At 55.3% G+C, this 17,131-nt stretch carries 19 protein-coding genes and 3 pseudogenes; 10 read left to right on the forward strand and 12 right to left on the reverse strand.

The genetic code is table 11. The features are described 5' to 3' along the window. Positions 1-56 precede the first annotated feature (56 nt). Entirely contained in the window at positions 57-824 is a 768-nt protein-coding gene (locus QYH43_RS23620; protein WP_301158224.1) for an autotransporter outer membrane beta-barrel domain-containing protein, read from the forward strand. Between the two features lie 16 nt (positions 825-840). After that, positions 841-1,081 (forward strand): annotated as a pseudogene (locus QYH43_RS23625) (DNA adenine methylase); the annotation flags it as partial. Between the two features lie 200 nt (positions 1,082-1,281). Here the strand turns inward: QYH43_RS23625 and QYH43_RS23630 are convergent. After that, entirely contained in the window at positions 1,282-2,316 is a 1,035-nt protein-coding gene (locus tag QYH43_RS23630) for an ABC transporter substrate-binding protein (protein ID WP_095056013.1), read from the reverse strand. Positions 2,317-2,464: 148 nt separating this feature from the next. Next, complete coding sequence (locus QYH43_RS23635; RefSeq protein ID WP_095056014.1) at positions 2,465-3,238, reverse strand: class II aldolase/adducin family protein; 774 nt, start codon at positions 3,236-3,238, stop codon at positions 2,465-2,467. Between the two features lie 175 nt (positions 3,239-3,413). Here QYH43_RS23635 and QYH43_RS23640 point away from each other — a divergent pair, with 175 nt between their 5' ends. Both QYH43_RS23640 and QYH43_RS23645 read left to right on the forward strand, forming a co-directional pair. Further along, entirely contained in the window at positions 3,414-4,835 is a 1,422-nt protein-coding gene (locus QYH43_RS23640) for a PLP-dependent aminotransferase family protein (RefSeq protein WP_095056015.1), read from the forward strand. 401 nt (positions 4,836-5,236) lie between these two features. Continuing rightward, positions 5,237-5,566 carry an antibiotic biosynthesis monooxygenase gene (locus QYH43_RS23645; protein ID WP_095056016.1) on the forward strand — a complete coding sequence of 110 codons (330 nt, stop codon included), beginning with the start codon at positions 5,237-5,239 and terminating at the stop codon, positions 5,564-5,566. Here the strand turns inward: QYH43_RS23645 and QYH43_RS23650 are convergent. Further along, positions 5,559-5,821: pseudogene (locus QYH43_RS23650) on the reverse strand (tyrosine-type recombinase/integrase); the annotation flags it as partial. The gene QYH43_RS23645 and the pseudogene QYH43_RS23650 sit on opposite strands and share 8 nt — an antisense overlap. A 41-nt stretch (positions 5,822-5,862) precedes the next feature. Here QYH43_RS23650 and QYH43_RS26945 point away from each other — a divergent pair. The 5 genes and pseudogenes from QYH43_RS26945 to QYH43_RS23670 form a co-directional block, all read left to right on the forward strand. Beyond that, positions 5,863-5,997 (forward strand): annotated as a pseudogene (locus QYH43_RS26945) (pentapeptide repeat-containing protein); the annotation flags it as partial. A 21-nt stretch (positions 5,998-6,018) separates the two neighbouring features. Further along, positions 6,019-6,258 carry a pentapeptide repeat-containing protein gene (locus tag QYH43_RS23655; RefSeq protein ID WP_301158241.1) on the forward strand — a complete coding sequence of 80 codons (240 nt, stop codon included), beginning with the start codon at positions 6,019-6,021 and terminating at the stop codon, positions 6,256-6,258. Between the two features lie 481 nt (positions 6,259-6,739). Then, positions 6,740-7,021 carry an excalibur calcium-binding domain-containing protein gene (locus QYH43_RS23660; RefSeq protein WP_301158225.1) on the forward strand — a complete coding sequence of 94 codons (282 nt, stop codon included), beginning with the start codon at positions 6,740-6,742 and terminating at the stop codon, positions 7,019-7,021. A gap of 844 nt (positions 7,022-7,865) precedes the next feature. After that, positions 7,866-8,105, forward strand: coding sequence for a hypothetical protein (locus tag QYH43_RS23665; RefSeq protein WP_095056019.1), 240 nt, complete (start codon positions 7,866-7,868; stop codon positions 8,103-8,105). Between the two features lie 533 nt (positions 8,106-8,638). Then, positions 8,639-9,238 (forward strand): hypothetical protein, encoded by a 600-nt coding sequence (locus QYH43_RS23670; protein ID WP_095056020.1) that lies wholly within the window; start codon positions 8,639-8,641, stop codon positions 9,236-9,238. An 876-nt stretch (positions 9,239-10,114) separates the two neighbouring features. On the opposite strand, the gene QYH43_RS23675 is transcribed toward QYH43_RS23670, so the two are convergent. Together QYH43_RS23675 and QYH43_RS23680 are read right to left on the reverse strand one after the other, a co-directional pair. Continuing rightward, positions 10,115-10,324: a hypothetical protein gene (locus QYH43_RS23675; protein ID WP_301158226.1), complete on the reverse strand. Its 210-nt coding sequence runs from the start codon at positions 10,322-10,324 to the stop codon at positions 10,115-10,117. Positions 10,325-10,424: 100 nt separating this feature from the next. After that, positions 10,425-11,261: an NAD(P)H-binding protein gene (locus tag QYH43_RS23680; RefSeq protein WP_301158227.1), complete on the reverse strand. Its 837-nt coding sequence runs from the start codon at positions 11,259-11,261 to the stop codon at positions 10,425-10,427. A 177-nt stretch (positions 11,262-11,438) separates the two neighbouring features. Between QYH43_RS23680 and QYH43_RS23685 the strand changes: the two genes are divergently transcribed. Further along, entirely contained in the window at positions 11,439-12,101 is a 663-nt protein-coding gene (locus QYH43_RS23685) for a TetR/AcrR family transcriptional regulator (protein ID WP_177408755.1), read from the forward strand. A 153-nt stretch (positions 12,102-12,254) separates the two neighbouring features. On the opposite strand, the gene QYH43_RS23690 is transcribed toward QYH43_RS23685, so the two are convergent. The 7 genes from QYH43_RS23690 to modA all read right to left on the reverse strand — a co-directional run bounded on the left by QYH43_RS23690 (position 12,255) and on the right by modA (position 17,034). After that, positions 12,255-12,539, reverse strand: coding sequence for a hypothetical protein (locus QYH43_RS23690; protein WP_095056024.1), 285 nt, complete (start codon positions 12,537-12,539; stop codon positions 12,255-12,257). Positions 12,540-12,748: 209 nt separating this feature from the next. Then, on the reverse strand, positions 12,749-12,979 hold the full coding sequence (locus QYH43_RS23695; RefSeq protein WP_046038414.1) for a hypothetical protein: 231 nt from the start codon (positions 12,977-12,979) through the stop codon (positions 12,749-12,751). A gap of 129 nt (positions 12,980-13,108) precedes the next feature. After that, complete coding sequence (locus QYH43_RS23700; RefSeq protein ID WP_095056025.1) at positions 13,109-13,330, reverse strand: hypothetical protein; 222 nt, start codon at positions 13,328-13,330, stop codon at positions 13,109-13,111. 71 nt (positions 13,331-13,401) lie between these two features. Beyond that, entirely contained in the window at positions 13,402-14,427 is a 1,026-nt protein-coding gene (locus QYH43_RS23705; protein WP_301158228.1) for a DNA topoisomerase IB, read from the reverse strand. Between the two features lie 75 nt (positions 14,428-14,502). Further along, on the reverse strand, positions 14,503-15,582 hold the full coding sequence (gene modC / locus QYH43_RS23710) for a molybdenum ABC transporter ATP-binding protein (RefSeq protein ID WP_095056027.1): 1,080 nt from the start codon (positions 15,580-15,582) through the stop codon (positions 14,503-14,505). Positions 15,583-15,585: 3 nt separating this feature from the next. Next, positions 15,586-16,266, reverse strand: a complete 681-nt coding sequence (modB, locus tag QYH43_RS23715) for a molybdate ABC transporter permease subunit (protein ID WP_095056028.1) — start codon at positions 16,264-16,266, stop codon at positions 15,586-15,588. Next, on the reverse strand, positions 16,267-17,034 hold the full coding sequence (gene modA / locus QYH43_RS23720; RefSeq protein WP_095056029.1) for a molybdate ABC transporter substrate-binding protein: 768 nt from the start codon (positions 17,032-17,034) through the stop codon (positions 16,267-16,269). Between the last annotated feature and the right edge of the window lie 97 nt (positions 17,035-17,131).

The raw sequence follows: 17,131 nt of genomic DNA on the forward strand, positions 1-17,131 counted from the left end.
TGGCCGGTTTCAACCGGTCGCCACCATCAGCTTTGAGTCGAATGCTGCCGTGCTTGATGCAACTACGAACCGAGCAGGCCGACGGCGAAGACACTGATGGCAGCCACGACCAAGCAGGCCTGTCCCTGGCCATCGGCAAGATTGACGGTGGTGTGGAGCATTACACCGGATTCGGTGCCGGGAATAACGTGCTGCGTGCTTACAGTCTGGGCGGTTACTGGACGCACTTCAGTCCCGAAGGTGCCTACGTCGATGGTGTGCTGCAACTCCACCATTTCGATATCGAGGCCAAACCGGGCGATATCGATGAGCTGGACAGCAAGGGCTGGGGTTATACCGCGTCACTGGAAGGCGGCTACCCGTTCCTGATCGATGAAGGTGAAGGCGAGGACAAGTTCGAAAATCTCTACCTCGAACCCCAGGCTCAATTGATCTATTCGCGCATCGACCTCGATGACAGCAACGACATCGCTGCCGACGTGCGTTTCAAGGACGTCGACTCGCTGATCGGCCGCTTGGGCGTGCGCCTGACCAAAGACTGGTTTCGCGAAAACGACAAAGGAGAAACTTTGCGAACCAACGGCTGGCTGCGTCCCAGCGTCTGGCATGAGTTCAAGGGCCAGCCAAAAACCGAGTTTTCTTCGGCCGACGGCTTCGTGCCCTTCGAGGCCGATATCGGCGGGAGCTGGTGGGAGGCCAATTTGGGCGTCGATTATCAGGCGGACAAGAAAGTCACGTTCTACATCTCCGCGGGCTATCAGAAGGCCTTCGATGGTGATAGCCACAGCTACGAGGGCATGCTTGGGGTCAAATACGACTTCTGAACCCTCCGTGGTCGAGGAGGTGCTCAATGACATCAACGGCGACCTGGTGACTTTGTACCGCGTGGTGCAGAACCACCTCGAAGCGTTCGTGCGCCAGTTCAAGTGGGCGCTCCGCTCACGCCAAGTGTTCGGGCGCCGAACGCTACGACCCTGCTCCTGCCGTCCACTGCATGGACCGGCCGTATTGGCAGACCGCCGGCTATGGCGTGGAGTTTCCGTTTGAGGACTATGAACGCGTGGCAGACTTCATGCGCCGGCCCTTTTTTAGTCGTCAAAAACCACAAGCCCAGACGTTCTTTAGGAAGATCCTGGGCTTGTGTTTTCATAGTGTGGCGGTGAAGGGAAGGGGAAGTGGCTGGGCTGAACAGAGGTCGTTTCCTGCGGTCTTTGATCTCGACCGCTGCCTCCTCTACGTCAAGTCAATCGTCACCTTGTCGGCTGCCATCGCCACACGCCGTCAGTTCGTTTTAGCCACCCAGGCATTGAAGCGCTGCTCAAGCTCTTCACCATGGTTGACCCAGAACTCATTGTCGATCGGCATCGCCTGTCCCAGGTTCGTCGGGGCGGTGTTCAGGCGAGCCGCCAAGGCCGGCTCAAGCAATGCAGCGGTTTGCTGGTTGGTCGAACCATAACCTAGCTTTTCAGTATGAACTTTCTGGTTTTCCGGGCGAAGGGAGAACGCGATAAACTGCTCGGCCATCGTTTTGTTCTTGCTGCCTTTTGGGATCGCCCATGAGTCGATGGCATAGATACTTCCCTTCCAGACGATCTGTACATTGGCCCCCGATTCCTGGCCAGCGAAAACCCGACCGTTGAACGCTGTACTCATGACCACATCACCGCTGGCAAGGAACTGCATCGGCTGCGCGCCTGCCTCCCACCATTGGATATCAGGTTTTATCTGGTCAAGTTTGCGAAACGCTCGATCAACCCCCTCCTGGGTAGACAGCACTTTGTAGATGTCGGCATAAGCCACGCCATCGGCCATCAATGCGGCTTCCAGCGTGTACTTGGCCCCCCGGCGCAGGCCGCGTTTGCCAGGAAACTTCTGTGTATCCCAGAAGTCGGTCCAGCCGGTCGGCGCGACCTTGAGTTTGTCAGCGTTGTAAGCTATCGCCATCGACCAGACGAGCAGACCGGCACCGCATTCGGAGAACGTGCCGGGCACGAAGTCCGACGGCTTGCCGAACTGTGCCGTATCCAGATGTTCAAACAACCCCTCGTCACAACCGCGAAGCAGCTCTGGCCCCTCGACCTGTACCGCATCCCAGTTGACGCTGTTGGTGTCGACCATGACCTTGATGCGGCCCATTTCACCGTTGTACTCACTGGCCACCACCTTGTTGCCGGTGGCTTTTTCGAATGGTTTATAGAACGCTTCCGACTGCACGTCCTTGCTCACTCCGCCGAACGAAATCACGGTCATTTCACCCGCCATGACACTCGACGTGATGGCTGTGAGGAACAAGGCTCCGATTGTTTTCTTATTCATGTCTACCTCTAGGATTATTGGTTTTGGCAGATTTGAAACACGCTTGGCAGTGTTCAGGGGGATCACTGACAGCTATCCCATCCCTGACTCTGGGGCCAGTAGAAGGGTGACTCCTGTCATCGGCAACGGTCTGACCGTCGACCGTACTTCAGCACCGGTAATCCTCTCGATCACCGGCAATCAGGCGCAGTGCGGAAGTCCAGGCGAGTTGGTGCAGCTCTTGATCGATCTCGTCATCGGACTGCCGCGCGGTTAATTCGCACACTGCCTCAGGGGGCGTCCGCAGCGGCCGGCCGCCGGCCAGGGCCTGAACCTGGGCCTGGCAAGCGCGCTCCAGAAAATAGATCTGATTGAACGCTTCGGCGATGGACCGGCCTGCGGCGAGCAATCCGTGATTGCGCAGAATCATCGCCATGTGCAAACCCAGGTCTAAAACCAGCCGGTCGCCTTCTTCGGGGTTTAACGCGATACCCTCATAGTCGTGGTATCCAAGCCGTCGGTAGAACTTGAGTGCATGCTGGCTGATCGGCAGCAGCCCCTCTTCCTGTGCGGAAACCGCAATACCGGCTGACGTGTGGGTATGCACGATACAAGCGATGTCGGGACGTGCCGCATGGATCGCCGAGTGGATGTTAAACCCCGCGCGATTGACACTCCCGGGGCCGTGATGTGAGTTCACGGCATTGCCTTCATGATCGATCTTGATCAGATCGCAAGCGCGCATTTCGTGGAACAGCACACCGTAGCGATTGATCAGGAAGTGCCCCTCCTCACCGGGTACGCGGGCGGAGATATGCGTATCGATCAGATCGGTCATGCGAAAGTGGGCGAGCAATCGATAAAGTGCAGCCAGATCGCATCGGGTTTCCCACTCTTCGCTGGAGATCCGGCTACGATCGAATTGATAGCTGATGTCGTGCATTACGCATCCTTGTTCATGGTATGTTTCGACCGAATTGGTCGACCGGCTATGGGGTGATCGTGCAACACCCTTTACCGGGGCACCATGAACAGAAAAGACTTCTGGGCTGCATCACTGTTATGGTCGTTTTACCGATACACCCACCGCAGAACGCCACGCTTGGACGGTTGTTTCTATGATGTTTTTAGACCCCAGCTCGGAGGAGTCGCTGGTCAGCCAGATCGTCACCGGTATCAGCCTGGCGATCAAAGAGCAGCGCTTGCGCCCCGGTAGCAAATTGCCGTCTATTCGCAAATTTTCCCAGACTCACAAAGTCAGCCACTTCACAGCGGTCGAGGCCTATGATCGGCTGGTTGCGCTCGGTTATCTGACACCCGTGCGTAATGCTGGCTTCTACGTGCGCGACATGTCGGGCGGGACGCTTGCCGAGCCACCACCAGCGACAACCGCGACAGACAACGAAGTCGATTTCGACGCCTATCTGCTGCTGCAAAAGGTCTTTCAGCCAATGGGTATGGAACTGCGTCCCGGCGTCGGTTTGTTACCCGAGCAGTGGACCGATCACGAAGGCCTGCAACGCAGCCTGCGTGCCTTAGGCCGTAGAGAATTGAGTGATTTTTCCGGCTACGGGCTCGCCAAGGGTAGCGCACGATTACGGGCCAAGCTGGCTGAGAAACTGGCAGACACGCGCATTGCTGCGCACCCGGAGCAGATCATGTTGACCAGCGGCGGTAGCCATGCGTTGGACTTGGTGGTGCGCTACCTGGTGCAACGCGGTGACAATGTACTGGTCGACGAGCCGGGTTATCACAACCTGTTCCTCAACCTGCATATGCAAGGGGCCAAGCTACTGGGCGTACCGCGCACCCGCGACGGAGTTGACCTTGCCGTACTTGAAGCACTCATTCTCCTTCATCGGCCTAAGGTATTTTTCACCAACACCCGCCTGCAATGCCCCACCGGCACCAGCCTGTCGTTGGCCGTCGCCCATCGACTACTGCAACTGGCGGAAAAATACGATTTCCTGATCGTCGAGAACGACATCTACGCCGACCTTGACCCGACCGGTCAACAGGCGTTGGCCGGCATGGATCAGTTATCGCGGGTGATCTATGTCGGCAGTTTTTCCAAAACCATCGCCCCGGCGCTGCGAGTCGGCTTTATCGCCGCTCACCAGGAATTGATCGACGAAATGGTGCCGCTAAAACTGGTCAGCGGCCTGACTACTTCGGAAATAGCCGAAGAACTGGTACTCGATGTGCTACTGCAAGGACGGCATCGCAAACACATCAAACAGCTGCAAAACAATTTGGCGCACGCTCACGAAACCGCGGCTCGGCGGCTGGAATCCGTGGGAATGGAAATATTTGTGAAGCCACACGCAGGACTTTTTCTGTGGGCTCGCCATCCGCTGATCGAGAATTCCACCGAACTCGCCATGAAGGCCAGGGATGAAAAAATCCTGCTTGCACCTGGGCAATTGTTTATGCCGGATGCTCGAGTAGTGCCCTGGATGCGCTTCAATGTAGCGCATTCGATAGATGACCGGATTTATGAGTTGTTAGCGCGCGAAGCTGACGGACCGCTGGGTCACTGAGTAGAAAATAGTCTCGGCGCAACCCCGTTCAGCCTGAAGTGCTCAGGCTTTTATCGGGCTTGAAATAGGCGTGTGCGAATGACTGCTTCTGGCGGATTCTGTTGAAAAAGTCGGCCATGGTTTCCACGGCAGAAAAATACGCATGTGAGATTGAAATCTTTACTTTTAGCAGAGGCTTCCGGGCTCGGATTTCAGGGGGGATTACCGCGCGACACTAAAGCCGAACAAGGAGTTACGCATCGGACAAGGAACGCTATCAGACACAATCGACGGAAAACATTACGCCAGATGCATCGTCTACTGATAGTTGGGATGCCAACCAGCTAGCATAGGTTTGAGGCAAACCCAAGTCCGGTCAGTGCAATCATCGGCAAGCAAACGCCGCGAAAGGAGCAAAGCCTATGTACTCTTCAACGTTCATCTTTGCCAAAAAGCAGTTTGATGAAGCCTTCCACCGACTCGATCAGGAAATCGCTGCAATCGCAAAATCGATCCCTGGCTACCTTGGCGAAGAAGCTTGGGAGAATCCACAGACGGGTCTCTTCTCCAATGTGTACTACTGGAGTTCTCTCGAAGCACTTCAGGTATTGGTTGAGCATCCCCGTCACCTTGAGGCAAAGGCTGCTCAGGAAAATTGGCTTGCCGGTTATCAAGTCATCATCTCTGAGGTCATCAAAACCTATGGTGACTCCAAGCTTGGCGAGAAATGGCCAATCGCGACAGCTACTTAACCATTCCATCGAGCGGCCGTAATGGGTCGAATAGCGAAGGTCTTGCATCATCGACCTCGATGCCCAAGTACCTGACGGTGCTTTCAAGCTTCGTATGTCCCGGGAAGAGTTGAACTGCTCTCAGGTTTTTTCTCCTGCGATAGATCAACGATGCCTTGGTTCGCCGTAGCGTGTGAGTACCGTACATGGTGGGTCAAGGCCAATGGCTGTCACCCACGCGTTGACTATTCGAGCGTATCGCCTGGTGGATAGATGGTCGCCTAGACTTACCGGATTCATACTTTTATTGTTGTAACCTGGCAGGCGCAAACTTTACTGGCACAAAGCTTGAAGCTACCGCTTGGAAAGGATGCAGGGGATCGAAAGCAAAATTTAAATCGGCCCTACTCAATGAGTCAAAATTCGAAAGCTCAGACTTTAATAACAATGACTGGCAGAATTGTCGTTTGAGCATGGTTGCATTTACGGAATACAAGTTGACGGGGGCTAATGTCAGTGGGGCTGTTTCATTGGGGGTTACCTTCAAAGAAACATTGCTGGTGGGTGCATTTCTCCTTGGTTTCTTCTTTCTTAAGTGTGAGCTGGATAATTTGGATTTTTCCGACGCTGATCTAAGGGAAGTGGATTTTCGTCACTCTGTATTCAAAGGTTGGAGTCTAAGTAATGTCCGGGTAAATGGTGCCCGCATTTGACAATGTCGACCTACGCGAAGCTAGCTTGCACGGACTGAAGCTAATGGAGGCGAAGCAGTTCAAGGGGGCGATTATCTCTAAAAGTCAGGCAGCGATGTTATTGAAAAATCTCGGGCTTACAGTGGCCTGATGTCGACTATACTCGTCAACATATCGCTGCAAAAATATAATAAAACAGATCATTTTCTAAACGGTAAGGTGCTTTTCCAGAGTCGATTTAGGAAACCTACGTAAATCGTTCAGATCAGCCAGTTGGGAAGTTTTTTTTGCTGGCGCGGGAGGAGACGCACATTCCACATGTGCTTAGGGTGGCCGCGACCCGCGTGTACCGCACCAACATTTGTTTGCCTTGTGCGATGTAACGGGGCTTCCCTAGGGGGAATTCGGGCCCAGAGTCTTCGGTGGACATGACCTTTTTTGGTGGTAGGCGGTTTTTGGCAACGTGAGAATGCAAACGGTCTCTCTTCATGGATGGATCAAGATGAAACTGATTCTGGTGGTGCTTGTTATTGGTCTGTTGGCGTTGAAGCTTTCACCTGAATTAAAGTTCTGGGTTGAGGCTCGGCTTTCGAATCCCCAGAGAACCTCTACGGCTGTGGCTGCGCCGAAACCCGTTTCCGTTCGAGTAAAATGCGATGGGCGCAAATATTGCTCACAGATGACCTCGTGCAAAGAGGCCAAAAGCTTTCTGCAAAATTGTCCAGGAGTGGAAATGGACGGCGACAACGACGGTGTACCCTGTGAGACGCAATGGTGTCGATGACGATTCGCCCCGAAAATTCACGATAGCGTTTGCGATGAGCACCACTGTTTTTTATCGGGCAATACCTGCCCTTGTCGCTATAACGGCTGACTTTAGAATGGCAGGGGGGCAGGGCGGGTAAGTCCATCGCTGCCAAAGGAACCGTTGGCCTTTGCTGAATGTTTATTATGGCGATTGTTGGCGTTGCGCGATCGTTAGCTAACCAATGTTTGAGGTGTAACGTTAGTTTAACAGTCAGCTGTGTGCGATAAAAAAGCACAGCACGTAATCCTCCTTTCTATATAGCCAAGTAATATTTGTGAATTGAGTTTCCAGGGTATAAAAAATCCGATTCGAAAACTATTGCCGCCATTAGAGGGTTGGATCATGAGGTTAATAATAAGTTCGTTCTGTATGATGATGGTCTTATCATCTGGCTTTTCTCTGGCGGCTGATTCTCACAAAGAAAGTAACGTAAAAGGCTCTTCGGTTTTGACGGATAGACATGATAAAAATCAACTGCTTGCTGCGGGGTCCGCTGGTCACGCAGGAAGCCCAAAGCAAGCATGCATCTGTGGAGAAACTAAGTTTGAATGCAAGAATGAACAAAAATGTGATTGTGTAAGTAATGCCTGTGAAAATTAATTGACTGTGAGTTATAGATATTGCACTGGCTGATTTGTAATGCAGTGGAGGCTGGTATGACAGACAGGAAACAGGGAGGTTGTAATTTCTGCCTGAGCGTTTTCTAAATCCAGCATCGGCATCTGCAAATCGCTCTTCCAGACCGGATTTTCACGACCTCGCGCGGCTCATCGGCGAGACCCCCGGTCATCATGTCCACTGGCAAACCATGGAGGTAGATATGGAATGCCTAATTTGCGATGCGCCTGCTTCGGATGTCGATGTTGGTGATGATTACCATGAAAGAGCTTGCGCGAAATGCGGACACTATCGAATTACCCATACAGCGCTCGTTTGGATGGAAACCCATGGCTGGCGATTCGACGTGAAGTTGACTCGGGCCTGGCTCGCACATCAACAGGGCTCGGGGCTGGTCCCGACTATTGATTCGCAGCAGGCCAGCGTTCTGATCCAGGTTTAAGCCATCACCGATAACGCCTATCACTAACCCAGGCAGCCCGACCGGGAGGCAATCGAACTAGCTTCCCTGCCGGACCACTGTCAAACCCTACGGGCTGATGTGTTTGAAGAGGCATGGGCCTACAGGTTGCTCGTAGGCTGCACATTCGGAATGAATGTCGACTAATCCTTGCACGAAACTCCCGATACACAGCCCCAATAGTGCCGCCATGACGACATAAGCCCACACACGAACGTTCGTAGCGTGCGCCCATTTTCAAGAGTGGGAGCCAGAGGCGATACCGGTCCAGCGAGTGAAAGTATGTTTGATCACTAGACTGCGGAGCGTTATCACGTTGTGCCGAGGCATACTTTCGATGCTTGAGTCATGATATTTTCAGGATCCCCGCGCAACAGCGACTTACAAAGCAGCCTCTCAAAAGAGTGACTCTGCCAAGATGCATGTCTTCTGACATTTTTGCCTGCGCTTACCTCTCACGGGTTTCTTGCAGCAAACCCAGGGCGTTTTATGCTCTGTTTTCTTGAGGGATATGAATGAAACAGTTTTTACTACTGACGTTATTGTTTATGTTTTTGACTGGGTGCGTGACTTCGCCACCCAGTGATCAAGGCAATATCTGCAGTATTTATCGTGAGTACCCTGACTGGTACGAGGATTCGCTGGAAATGCAGAAGGAATATGGGACGCCTCTGCACGTGGCGTTGGCCATCATGAAGCAGGAAAGCAGCTTTGTGGCTGACGCATTACCGCCTCGCGATTACTTGCTATGGGTGATTCCATGGGGGCGAGTCAGTTCTGCTTACGGGTATGCGCAGGCCCAGGATCCGGTATGGGGTGAATACAAGACGGGGACTGGCAACGGTGGTTCGCGTGACAACTTTGATGACGCGATCATGTTTATCGGTTGGTACGCCACGGGCACGCACCGTCAGCTCGGAATCTCCCAATGGGACACTTACAATCAATACCTGGCTTACCACGAGGGACGTGGTGGCTATAGCCGTAACACCTATCGCAGTAAACCTTGGCTGATGCAAGTAGCACGCAAAGTGCAACAGCAGTCTGAGATCTACAATGCCCAACTCAAGCAGTGTCGCCAGGAACTGGACGACAATCGCAGCTGGTGGTTCTAAAGGCGATGGGGGTTACGAGTTAAACCTGAACGGTCAGATGAGGTTCGGGGTTCCGATGTGTACCGACCAAAAAAAGCCCCGCTCTCCTGGGGAAGATACGGGGCAAAAGAAGTACACATGGAGAGGAAGGTTGGTTTCTTCAAATACAGACTGGGCTGGATTTGAAGTGTCCGTTAAAGGCGTCACCTGTAAACCCCACCTTCACCAACCCTCCTCGAGACGCATTTAAAGCTGGGCGACGGAAGTAGGGAAATTAATAATTATCAAATATGGACATTTGAAGCGGAAACGTCGGTTCAACTTCTGCCGCGTCTGGGTGGGGCTAAACGTCTGAAAGGCAAACGCCACGCGAATGGGCGTGGCGTAAAGTTAGAAGGGATTTCCTGATGTATTAGCGTGATCAGGATAGTTCCAATTCTAGTTTGCCCACGCTGACAGGCAGGGGGTGCGGTGAATTGATTCGGCCTTCCAGCCTGGTCACGAATGCGAAGGCTTGTGCATAGCTGCAGAACGCAACGCACCACCCGTCCATCCAGACATTCCAGCCTTCCGACGTACTCGCTTTTTCGATTTTTATCAGCATCCTGGAATCCCTCCGTGTGGTGGCTTCGCCGCGTCTGGAACGTGGAAAAAACCGAAGTGCGGCATGTGGCCTTTGTTCTGCCTGTCTTGGGTCAAGACACGGGGCAAAACAGCGCACTTGGGAGGAGAGGGCCGCTCTACAAATGCAGATTTACCGGCGATGAACATCCTTAAAAGCCGCCGCCTGCAGGCTTCTGGATAAAATCTCCTCCCAGGTGCATTGAAGGCTCACGGGAGAAGCGTTGGGAAATTAATAATTATCAAAAATAGATTTATGAACGGCGCGGCCGACTGTTACCGCGAGTTGTTGTCAGTCTCCGTGCCAGCATTGCGCCGCTCATTACCGGATGGATTGCCGAGGTTGAGCAACCGTCTTTCCTGCAGAATATTCTGCAGCGCCAGGCGGTCCGACGGTGCCAACTGATGTTCTCGTTCCTTGAGCTCAAGCAAGATCGGGCTGGACCACTGGCGGTAGGTTTTTTCGGCACTACGAATGGGTGACATTGCTTCCTCCTTTATCAGGCTCCTGCCAATTAAGGTGCTGCAGTTCGATACGGAACCCTAGTCGAGGAAGCTTGATGGCGCCAATGCTGGGCGTCGGACTTCAACGCTCACTTCCCCATATCCCTGAAGCGACCGTGCGTCGCACGTATTCGGAAAAGTCGCGCGCTGGCCGACCCAGTGCTTGCTGCACGCCATCGGCCACCGGGGTGTTGCGGCCATCGAGCACGGTGGTGAACAGATGCAACACCAGGTCGATCAGTTGAGGGGGCAGTTGCTCCTGCTCCAGTGCTTGGCGATAGGCTTCGCGAGGGACAGTGATGAAATCGATCCGGCGGTGTGTTGCGCTGGCAATCTCCTCAATGGCTTGTGCAAAAGTCAGGGCTCGCGGGCCGGTCAGTTCATAGAGTCGGTGGCTGTGCCCCGGTTGGGTCAGTGCCGCGACGGCGATTTCCGCGATGTCTTCTGCATCGACAAAGGGCTCGGCGATGTCACCCACGGGGAGCGCCAGTTCTCCTTGCAGAATCGGCTCAAGAAAGTGCGCCTCGCTGAAGTTCTGGCAGAACCAGCTGGCTCGCAGGATGGTCCAGTCGATCCCACTGTTCTGCACGACACGTTCAGCGTGTTCCGCTTCGATTTCACCGCGCCCGGAGAGCAGCACCAATGTGCGGATGCCCTGTTTGACAGCCAGGTCGGTGAAGGCCCGAACGGTTTCCAGCGCACCAGGGACGGCGAGGTCCGGTTGATAGGAAAGGTAGACCGCCTGCACCCCGTCCAGCACGGCATCCCAGGTCGATCGATCTTCCCAGTCAAAGGGTGGATTGGCATCTCGAGAGCCGAGGCGAACGGGTACGCCAAGCGTCTGAAGACGTTCTGTGATCCGCCGGCCGGTTTTGCCTGTGGCGCCGAGTACCAGCACGGTTTCTTGAGAGGTTTTCATCGCGGTCATCTCCATCGGTTAATGTGAGTTATGCTCACGTTTAAAAGATGATAGATGCTCATGTTTATTCGTCAACGCTACGAATTCAAAGACCCGACGGATGGACATCATCTTGGGGGCACGCCTGTGCAGTGCTAAGGTGAGTACATGTCATGTTATTGATCGGGAAGCACGCTCGTGCCCAAAAAGACCATCGAACCCTTGAAGCAGCCAATGGAAGCGGCTCGACGCCGTCCCACCCAGCAACGCAGCCGCGAGCGCCAGGAGCGAATTCTCGGTGTGGCGACACAGTTGATTGCGAGCAAGGGCAGCGACCAGCTCAAAATGAGCGAAATCGCCGAGCGTTCCGACATTTCAATCGGTTCCCTGTACCAGTACTTTCCGGACAAGAGCTCTGTCATCCGCACGCTGGCCGAGCGATACAACGCCGAGAGTCGTCGTTGCATTGAAGAGGCGTTGGCTGCGGTTGAAGATGCGGCCGGACTGCAGGCAGCGTATTCGGGGCTGCTTGATCAGTACTACGAGATTGTTTTTGCGACACCGGTCATGCGCGACATCTGGTCGGCCACCCAGGCGGACAAGCAGCTGTTGCAGCTCGAACTGGAGGAGAGTCGGGTGGCCGGAAGGTTTCTGACAGAGGCGATGCTTCGCGTGTATCCAGGACGCGACGCACAACAGATTGAGGAAGCCGCGTTTCTGATCTGGCACTTGGGCGAGGCGACAATGCGGTTGGCTATCACCTGCGAGCCGCAGGAGGGACGAGGGCTGGTTGAAGCATTCAAGCGCATGTCGTTGCGCGAGATCATGGCACCGGCAATTGTTGAGTCCGACCTTCAGTAACCATTTCGAATTCCAGCTGCCGCCACCGCGTTCACGTGATGACATATCAGCCCAGCGCTATTGCGAATGTGGGCCCCAGGCTGGCGATGATGAACAGAACAATTCTGTTCATCGCATCTCCCTCCAGTAGGGCCCTAAGCGTGAAGACGGTAATTAAACGAAGGGTTGGCCGGTAAAGCCACGTGGCAGTCGCTGCAAGCCTTCCATTGCGGTCAGCCTTTCAGTCCAGGCCGAGCGCCAGTCCGTGAGGATTCGGGCGGTTTTGGTTTTACGCTTCGCGCGTCGGACTGCGTTACGTTCGGCCTTGCGCGCTTCTTTGTAGGCATCGGTGTTGCGGCAACTTCTGCATTTCACGCGATTGAGTTCGCGCGTTGATATGAGGTTGCTGCCCTTGTGACCACAGGCAAGGTGCCCGCTGATTTTGAAGTGAGTCACCATTGGAACGTCTCCTTCGTGTCGTGTGAACGGTTGACCTCACGGGCACGGTGACGTTCGATTGTTTTCAAGCCACAAAAAACCCAGCGCCAGGCTGGGTTGGGGGGGCAAACGCAATATTTGATCAGGCGCACACGCTCACGCGGACCGTGGCATCGCCGATCCTAGGCCTGGGTTCAACCCGCTTTCTCGTACCTTGTGTCCGGATCTGATCATCTGAACCGAGGCAGCGGCCGGTCGACCGGTTGTAGCGAAGACAGCGTATTGCGAATCAGCGGCGTGTCCTTTTCGATGTCGTTCAGGCGATCACGGATCCTCAGCGCGGTTGGATGCCCGCCTTGATGGTCAACCCAATCGGCGATTTCCTTGCACGCCGCTGCAAGGCGGGCCTGACGTGAATCAAGAAGGGTGAGCAGGGTGGTGATGGACTCTTTTTCGGACATGGGAAACACCTCCGTTCAAGAAACCTGATAGGGCAGCAAAAAGCCCGCAGGGAGCGAGCTGACTGCTGATGGGGTCACTGGTCCTTCAGCCTATTGAGTATAGACCCGTTAAAAAATGATGAGCGTCCTTCAGCCTTGTCTGGCTGTGACTTGTGATTTGGCATTCAACTGCAAGCAAACACGCTGGGCGTCTTCTTCAAGATCGTAGCCGTCACCGATGAAACCCTGGGTACGAGTGTCCGCAATTCGGTACCAGACGGCGGCGTCCGGAGGCAGGTGATCGGACTCGCCATCTCTGCGGCCATGGATAATGATCTTGTTGCAACGCTTGACGACGAAAATGTCTTCCATGGCGTCTCCGCTGTTGATTTATGTCAGATCAACTATAGAAGCCATTGGCGATCGTGCAAAAAATACACAGGTCAGTTCGTCGGTTCGGGCGCGGTCAGCATCGTTTCCAAAAACATCGCCAGACCGACTTCCTGGGGCGTGAGGCCTTTACGGGGCCTTGGTTTGGGCAACTCCGCCAGCGCTCCCAGAATGAAGGCATCGAGCACGGCCGGGTGGATGTAGCACTTTCGGCAGACAGCCGGGGTATTGCCCAATTGCTTGGCGACGTTCTTGACCATCTCAACCACATGCCGCTTTGCATCCGGTTCGGTCTCCCAGCGCAATTCACGTAATGTGGCCAACGCGAGTACGCTGCCGGCCCAGGTGCGGTAATCCTTGGCGGTGAAGTCGGCACCTGTGAGCGATTGCAGGTACGTGTTTATGTCAGAAGAACTGACCGTGTGCCGATCACCGTTTTCATCTAAGTACTGAAAGAGATTTTGCCCGGGGATCTCCTGGCAACGCTTGACGATTCGTGCCAAGCGCCGGTCTTTCACCGTGATCTGGTGTTCGATACCGCTTTTACCGCGAAACTGGAAGCGGATCGCACTGCCGTTGATCTCAACGTGACGGCTGCGCAAGGTGGTCAGGCCATAGGAGCGGTTGTCCCGTGCATATTGGCTGTTGCCGATGCGAATCAGGGTCGAATCGAGCAGGGTGATGACCGTGGCCATGACTTTGTCGCGACTGAAGCCCGGCGCGGCCAGCACTAGGTCCAGTTGTTGACGCAGTTTCGGCAAGACCCGGCCGAAATCCCGAAGGCGCCAGTATTTGTCGGCATCCCGCACCTCCCGCCAGCGCGGGTGATAGCGGTACTGCTTGCGACCGCGGGCATCCCGGCCGGTGGCTTGCAGATGCCCACGTGGATCGGCGCAGATCCATACATCGGTGTAGGCCGGAGGCACCGCCAGCGAATTGAGGCGCTTGATCTCATCCGCGTCGGTCATGCGCTGCCCCGTTGGGGCGAAGTAGCAGAACTTGCCCCGCAGTTTTTTACGGGTGATGCCGGGTTGAGTGTCATCGACATAATGCAAGTCGGGCGGCAATACATCGGACATGGTGAGAGTCCTTGCGCTGGAGTCAGTGGCCGTTACTGCGATTGACCCCGCGCCGATGCGGTCGTGCCGTGAGATTCAGGCCAGTACCGCCACCGCTTTGATCTGTGCCCAGAGTTGCTGACCGGGGTGCACACCCAACTGATCCCGGGAATAGCGCGTGATGCGCGCGAGCAACGGAGTGCCGGCCGCATCCAGCCGTATCAGGACATGTGCGGCATTGTCGGCGCTCATTTCGCTGACTACCGTGACCGGCAGACGGTTGAGGATGCTGCTTTGCTCAATGTTATGCAGGCTGAGACTCACATCCCGTGCCTGAACCTTGCAACGCAGTGCATGGCCCGCCGCCATCGGCGTATGGGCCACGCGAATACTCAAAGTGGTGTCCGGCAGTTGCAGGGTCAGCAGCTGATAGTCGCTGTCATACGCACTGACGCACCCTTCGATCACCACGCCCGCGTCATCCCCGAGCGCCAACGGTAAGTCGAGGCGGGCCAGGGTTTGACCAATCGGGCCGCTGGCCAGTGCCTTACCGTTGTTGAGCAGGACGATGTGGTCGGCCAGGCGCGCCACTTCATCCTGGGAATGACTGACGTAAAGCACCGGGATGTCGAGTTCATCGTGAAGGCGTTGCAGGTAAGGCAGGATTTCGCTTTTGCGTTGGGCGTCCAGCGCGGCCAGCGGTTCGTCCATCAGCAGCAGTTTCGGGCTGGTCAACAGGGCGCGGGCCATGCCTACGCGCTGCCGTTCACCGCCCGAGAGGTGTTGCGGGTGTCGGTCCAGCAAATGGCTGATTCCCAACAGTTCGGTGGCATGCGCCATGTCGACCCGGCGCTCGTGCTTCGCAATGCGCTTGAGGCCGAACTCGAGATTGGCCAGCACCGAGAGGTGAGGAAACAGACTGGCTTCCTGGAACACATAGCCCAAGGCACGTTTGTGTGGCGCCACGAAAATGTTCTGTTCGCTGTCTTGCCAGACTTCATCATTGACCTGGATAAAGCTTTCATCAGCCCGCTCAAGGCCGGCGATGCAACGCAGGCACGTGGTCTTGCCCGAGCCCGAGTGACCGTAAAGGGCAGTGACGCCACGCCCCGGCAGTTCCAGATCGACATCGAGGGCGAACCCCGAGTAAGCCAGTTTCAGACGCGCACGAATCATCAATCAACTCCAGCCGATTTTGGTTTTACGGCTGGAATACAGCGCCAGCAAGACGACAAACGAGAACACCAGCATCGCCCCTGCCAGCCAGTGGGCCTGCGCGTATTCCATGGCTTCGACGTGATCGTATATCTGCACCGAGACCACGCGGGTTTTATCGGGAATGTTGCCGCCGATCATCAGCACTACGCCGAACTCACCGACGGTGTGGGCGAAACCGAGAATGGCCGCCGTGATGAATCCGGGGCGGGCCAACGGCAGGATCACGCTGAAGAAGGTGTCCCAGGGATTGGCGCGCAGTGTTGCGGCCACTTCCAACGGTCGGGTGCCTATCGCGGAAAAGGCATTCTGCAGCGGCTGGACCACGAACGGCATGGAATACAGCACCGAACCGATGACCAGCCCTGCAAAACTGAATGTGAGGGTGCCAAGCCCCAGTGACTGGGTGAGTTGACCGATGAACCCGTGGGGCCCGAGGGCCAGCAACAGGTAAAAACCAATCACCGTGGGCGGCAGCACCAAGGGCAGGGCAACAATCGCCCCGACCGGGCCGCGCAGCCAGGAGCGGGTGCGCGACAGCCATAACGCAATCGGAGTGCCGATGATCAACAGGATGACCGTCGTCAGAGACGCCAGTTTAAGGGTCAGCCAAATGGCGGAAAAATCGGCACTCGATAGCGACATTCAGATCTCGTAGCCGTAGGACTTGATAACCGCGGCCGCTTTTGGCCCCTTGAGGTAGTCAACCAGGGCTTTGGCAGCCGGGTTGTCTTTACCTTTGTTGAGGATCACGGCGTCCTGTTTGATCGGGTCGTGAAGGCTGGCCGGAACGATCCAGGCCGAGCCACTGGTGATTTTGCCATCCTTGTAGATCTGCGACAGGGCGACAAAACCCAGCTCGGCGTTACCAGTGGAGACAAATTGGTAGGCCTGGGTAATGTTCTGGCCTTCAACGAGCTTGTCCTTGACCTTGTCGGTCAGGCCCTCTTTGGCCAGCACCTGAGTCGCTGCCAGGCCGTAAGGCGCGGCTTTCGGGTTGGCGATGGACAAATGCTGGTACTCATTCTTTTTCAGCACATCGCCCTTGGCATCGACATAGCCGTCTTTAGCCGACCACAGTGCCAGGGTGCCAACCGCATAGGTGAAGCGCGAGCCTTTGACCGTATCGCCTTCGGCTTCAAGTTTCTTCGGCGTGCTGTCGTCTGCCGAGAGGAACACTTCGAACGGCGCGCCATTCTTGATCTGGGTGTAGAACTGACCGGTCGCACCGAAGGACGTAACCAGTTTGTGCCCGGTGTCCTTTTCGAAATCGGCGGCAATGGCCTGAATGGGTGCGGTGAAATTGGCGGCTACGGCAACCTGCACTTCGTCTGCCTGGGCAGAGCCGAAGGCGAACACGGCAAGCAGGCTTGCGAGGCCGGTGGGGACAAAACGTGAGGCGCGGATGATCATGAAACGGCTCCGTCGTAGGCAAATGCAGCCAGGGGGTTATTCGTTATGTACAAAAATATATAACGAACTGTATGCAAACGGAACGTCGAAAATGCAC

Source organism: Pseudomonas sp. C32 (genome assembly GCF_030417915.1).
Lineage (GTDB): Bacteria > Pseudomonadota > Gammaproteobacteria > Pseudomonadales > Pseudomonadaceae > Aquipseudomonas.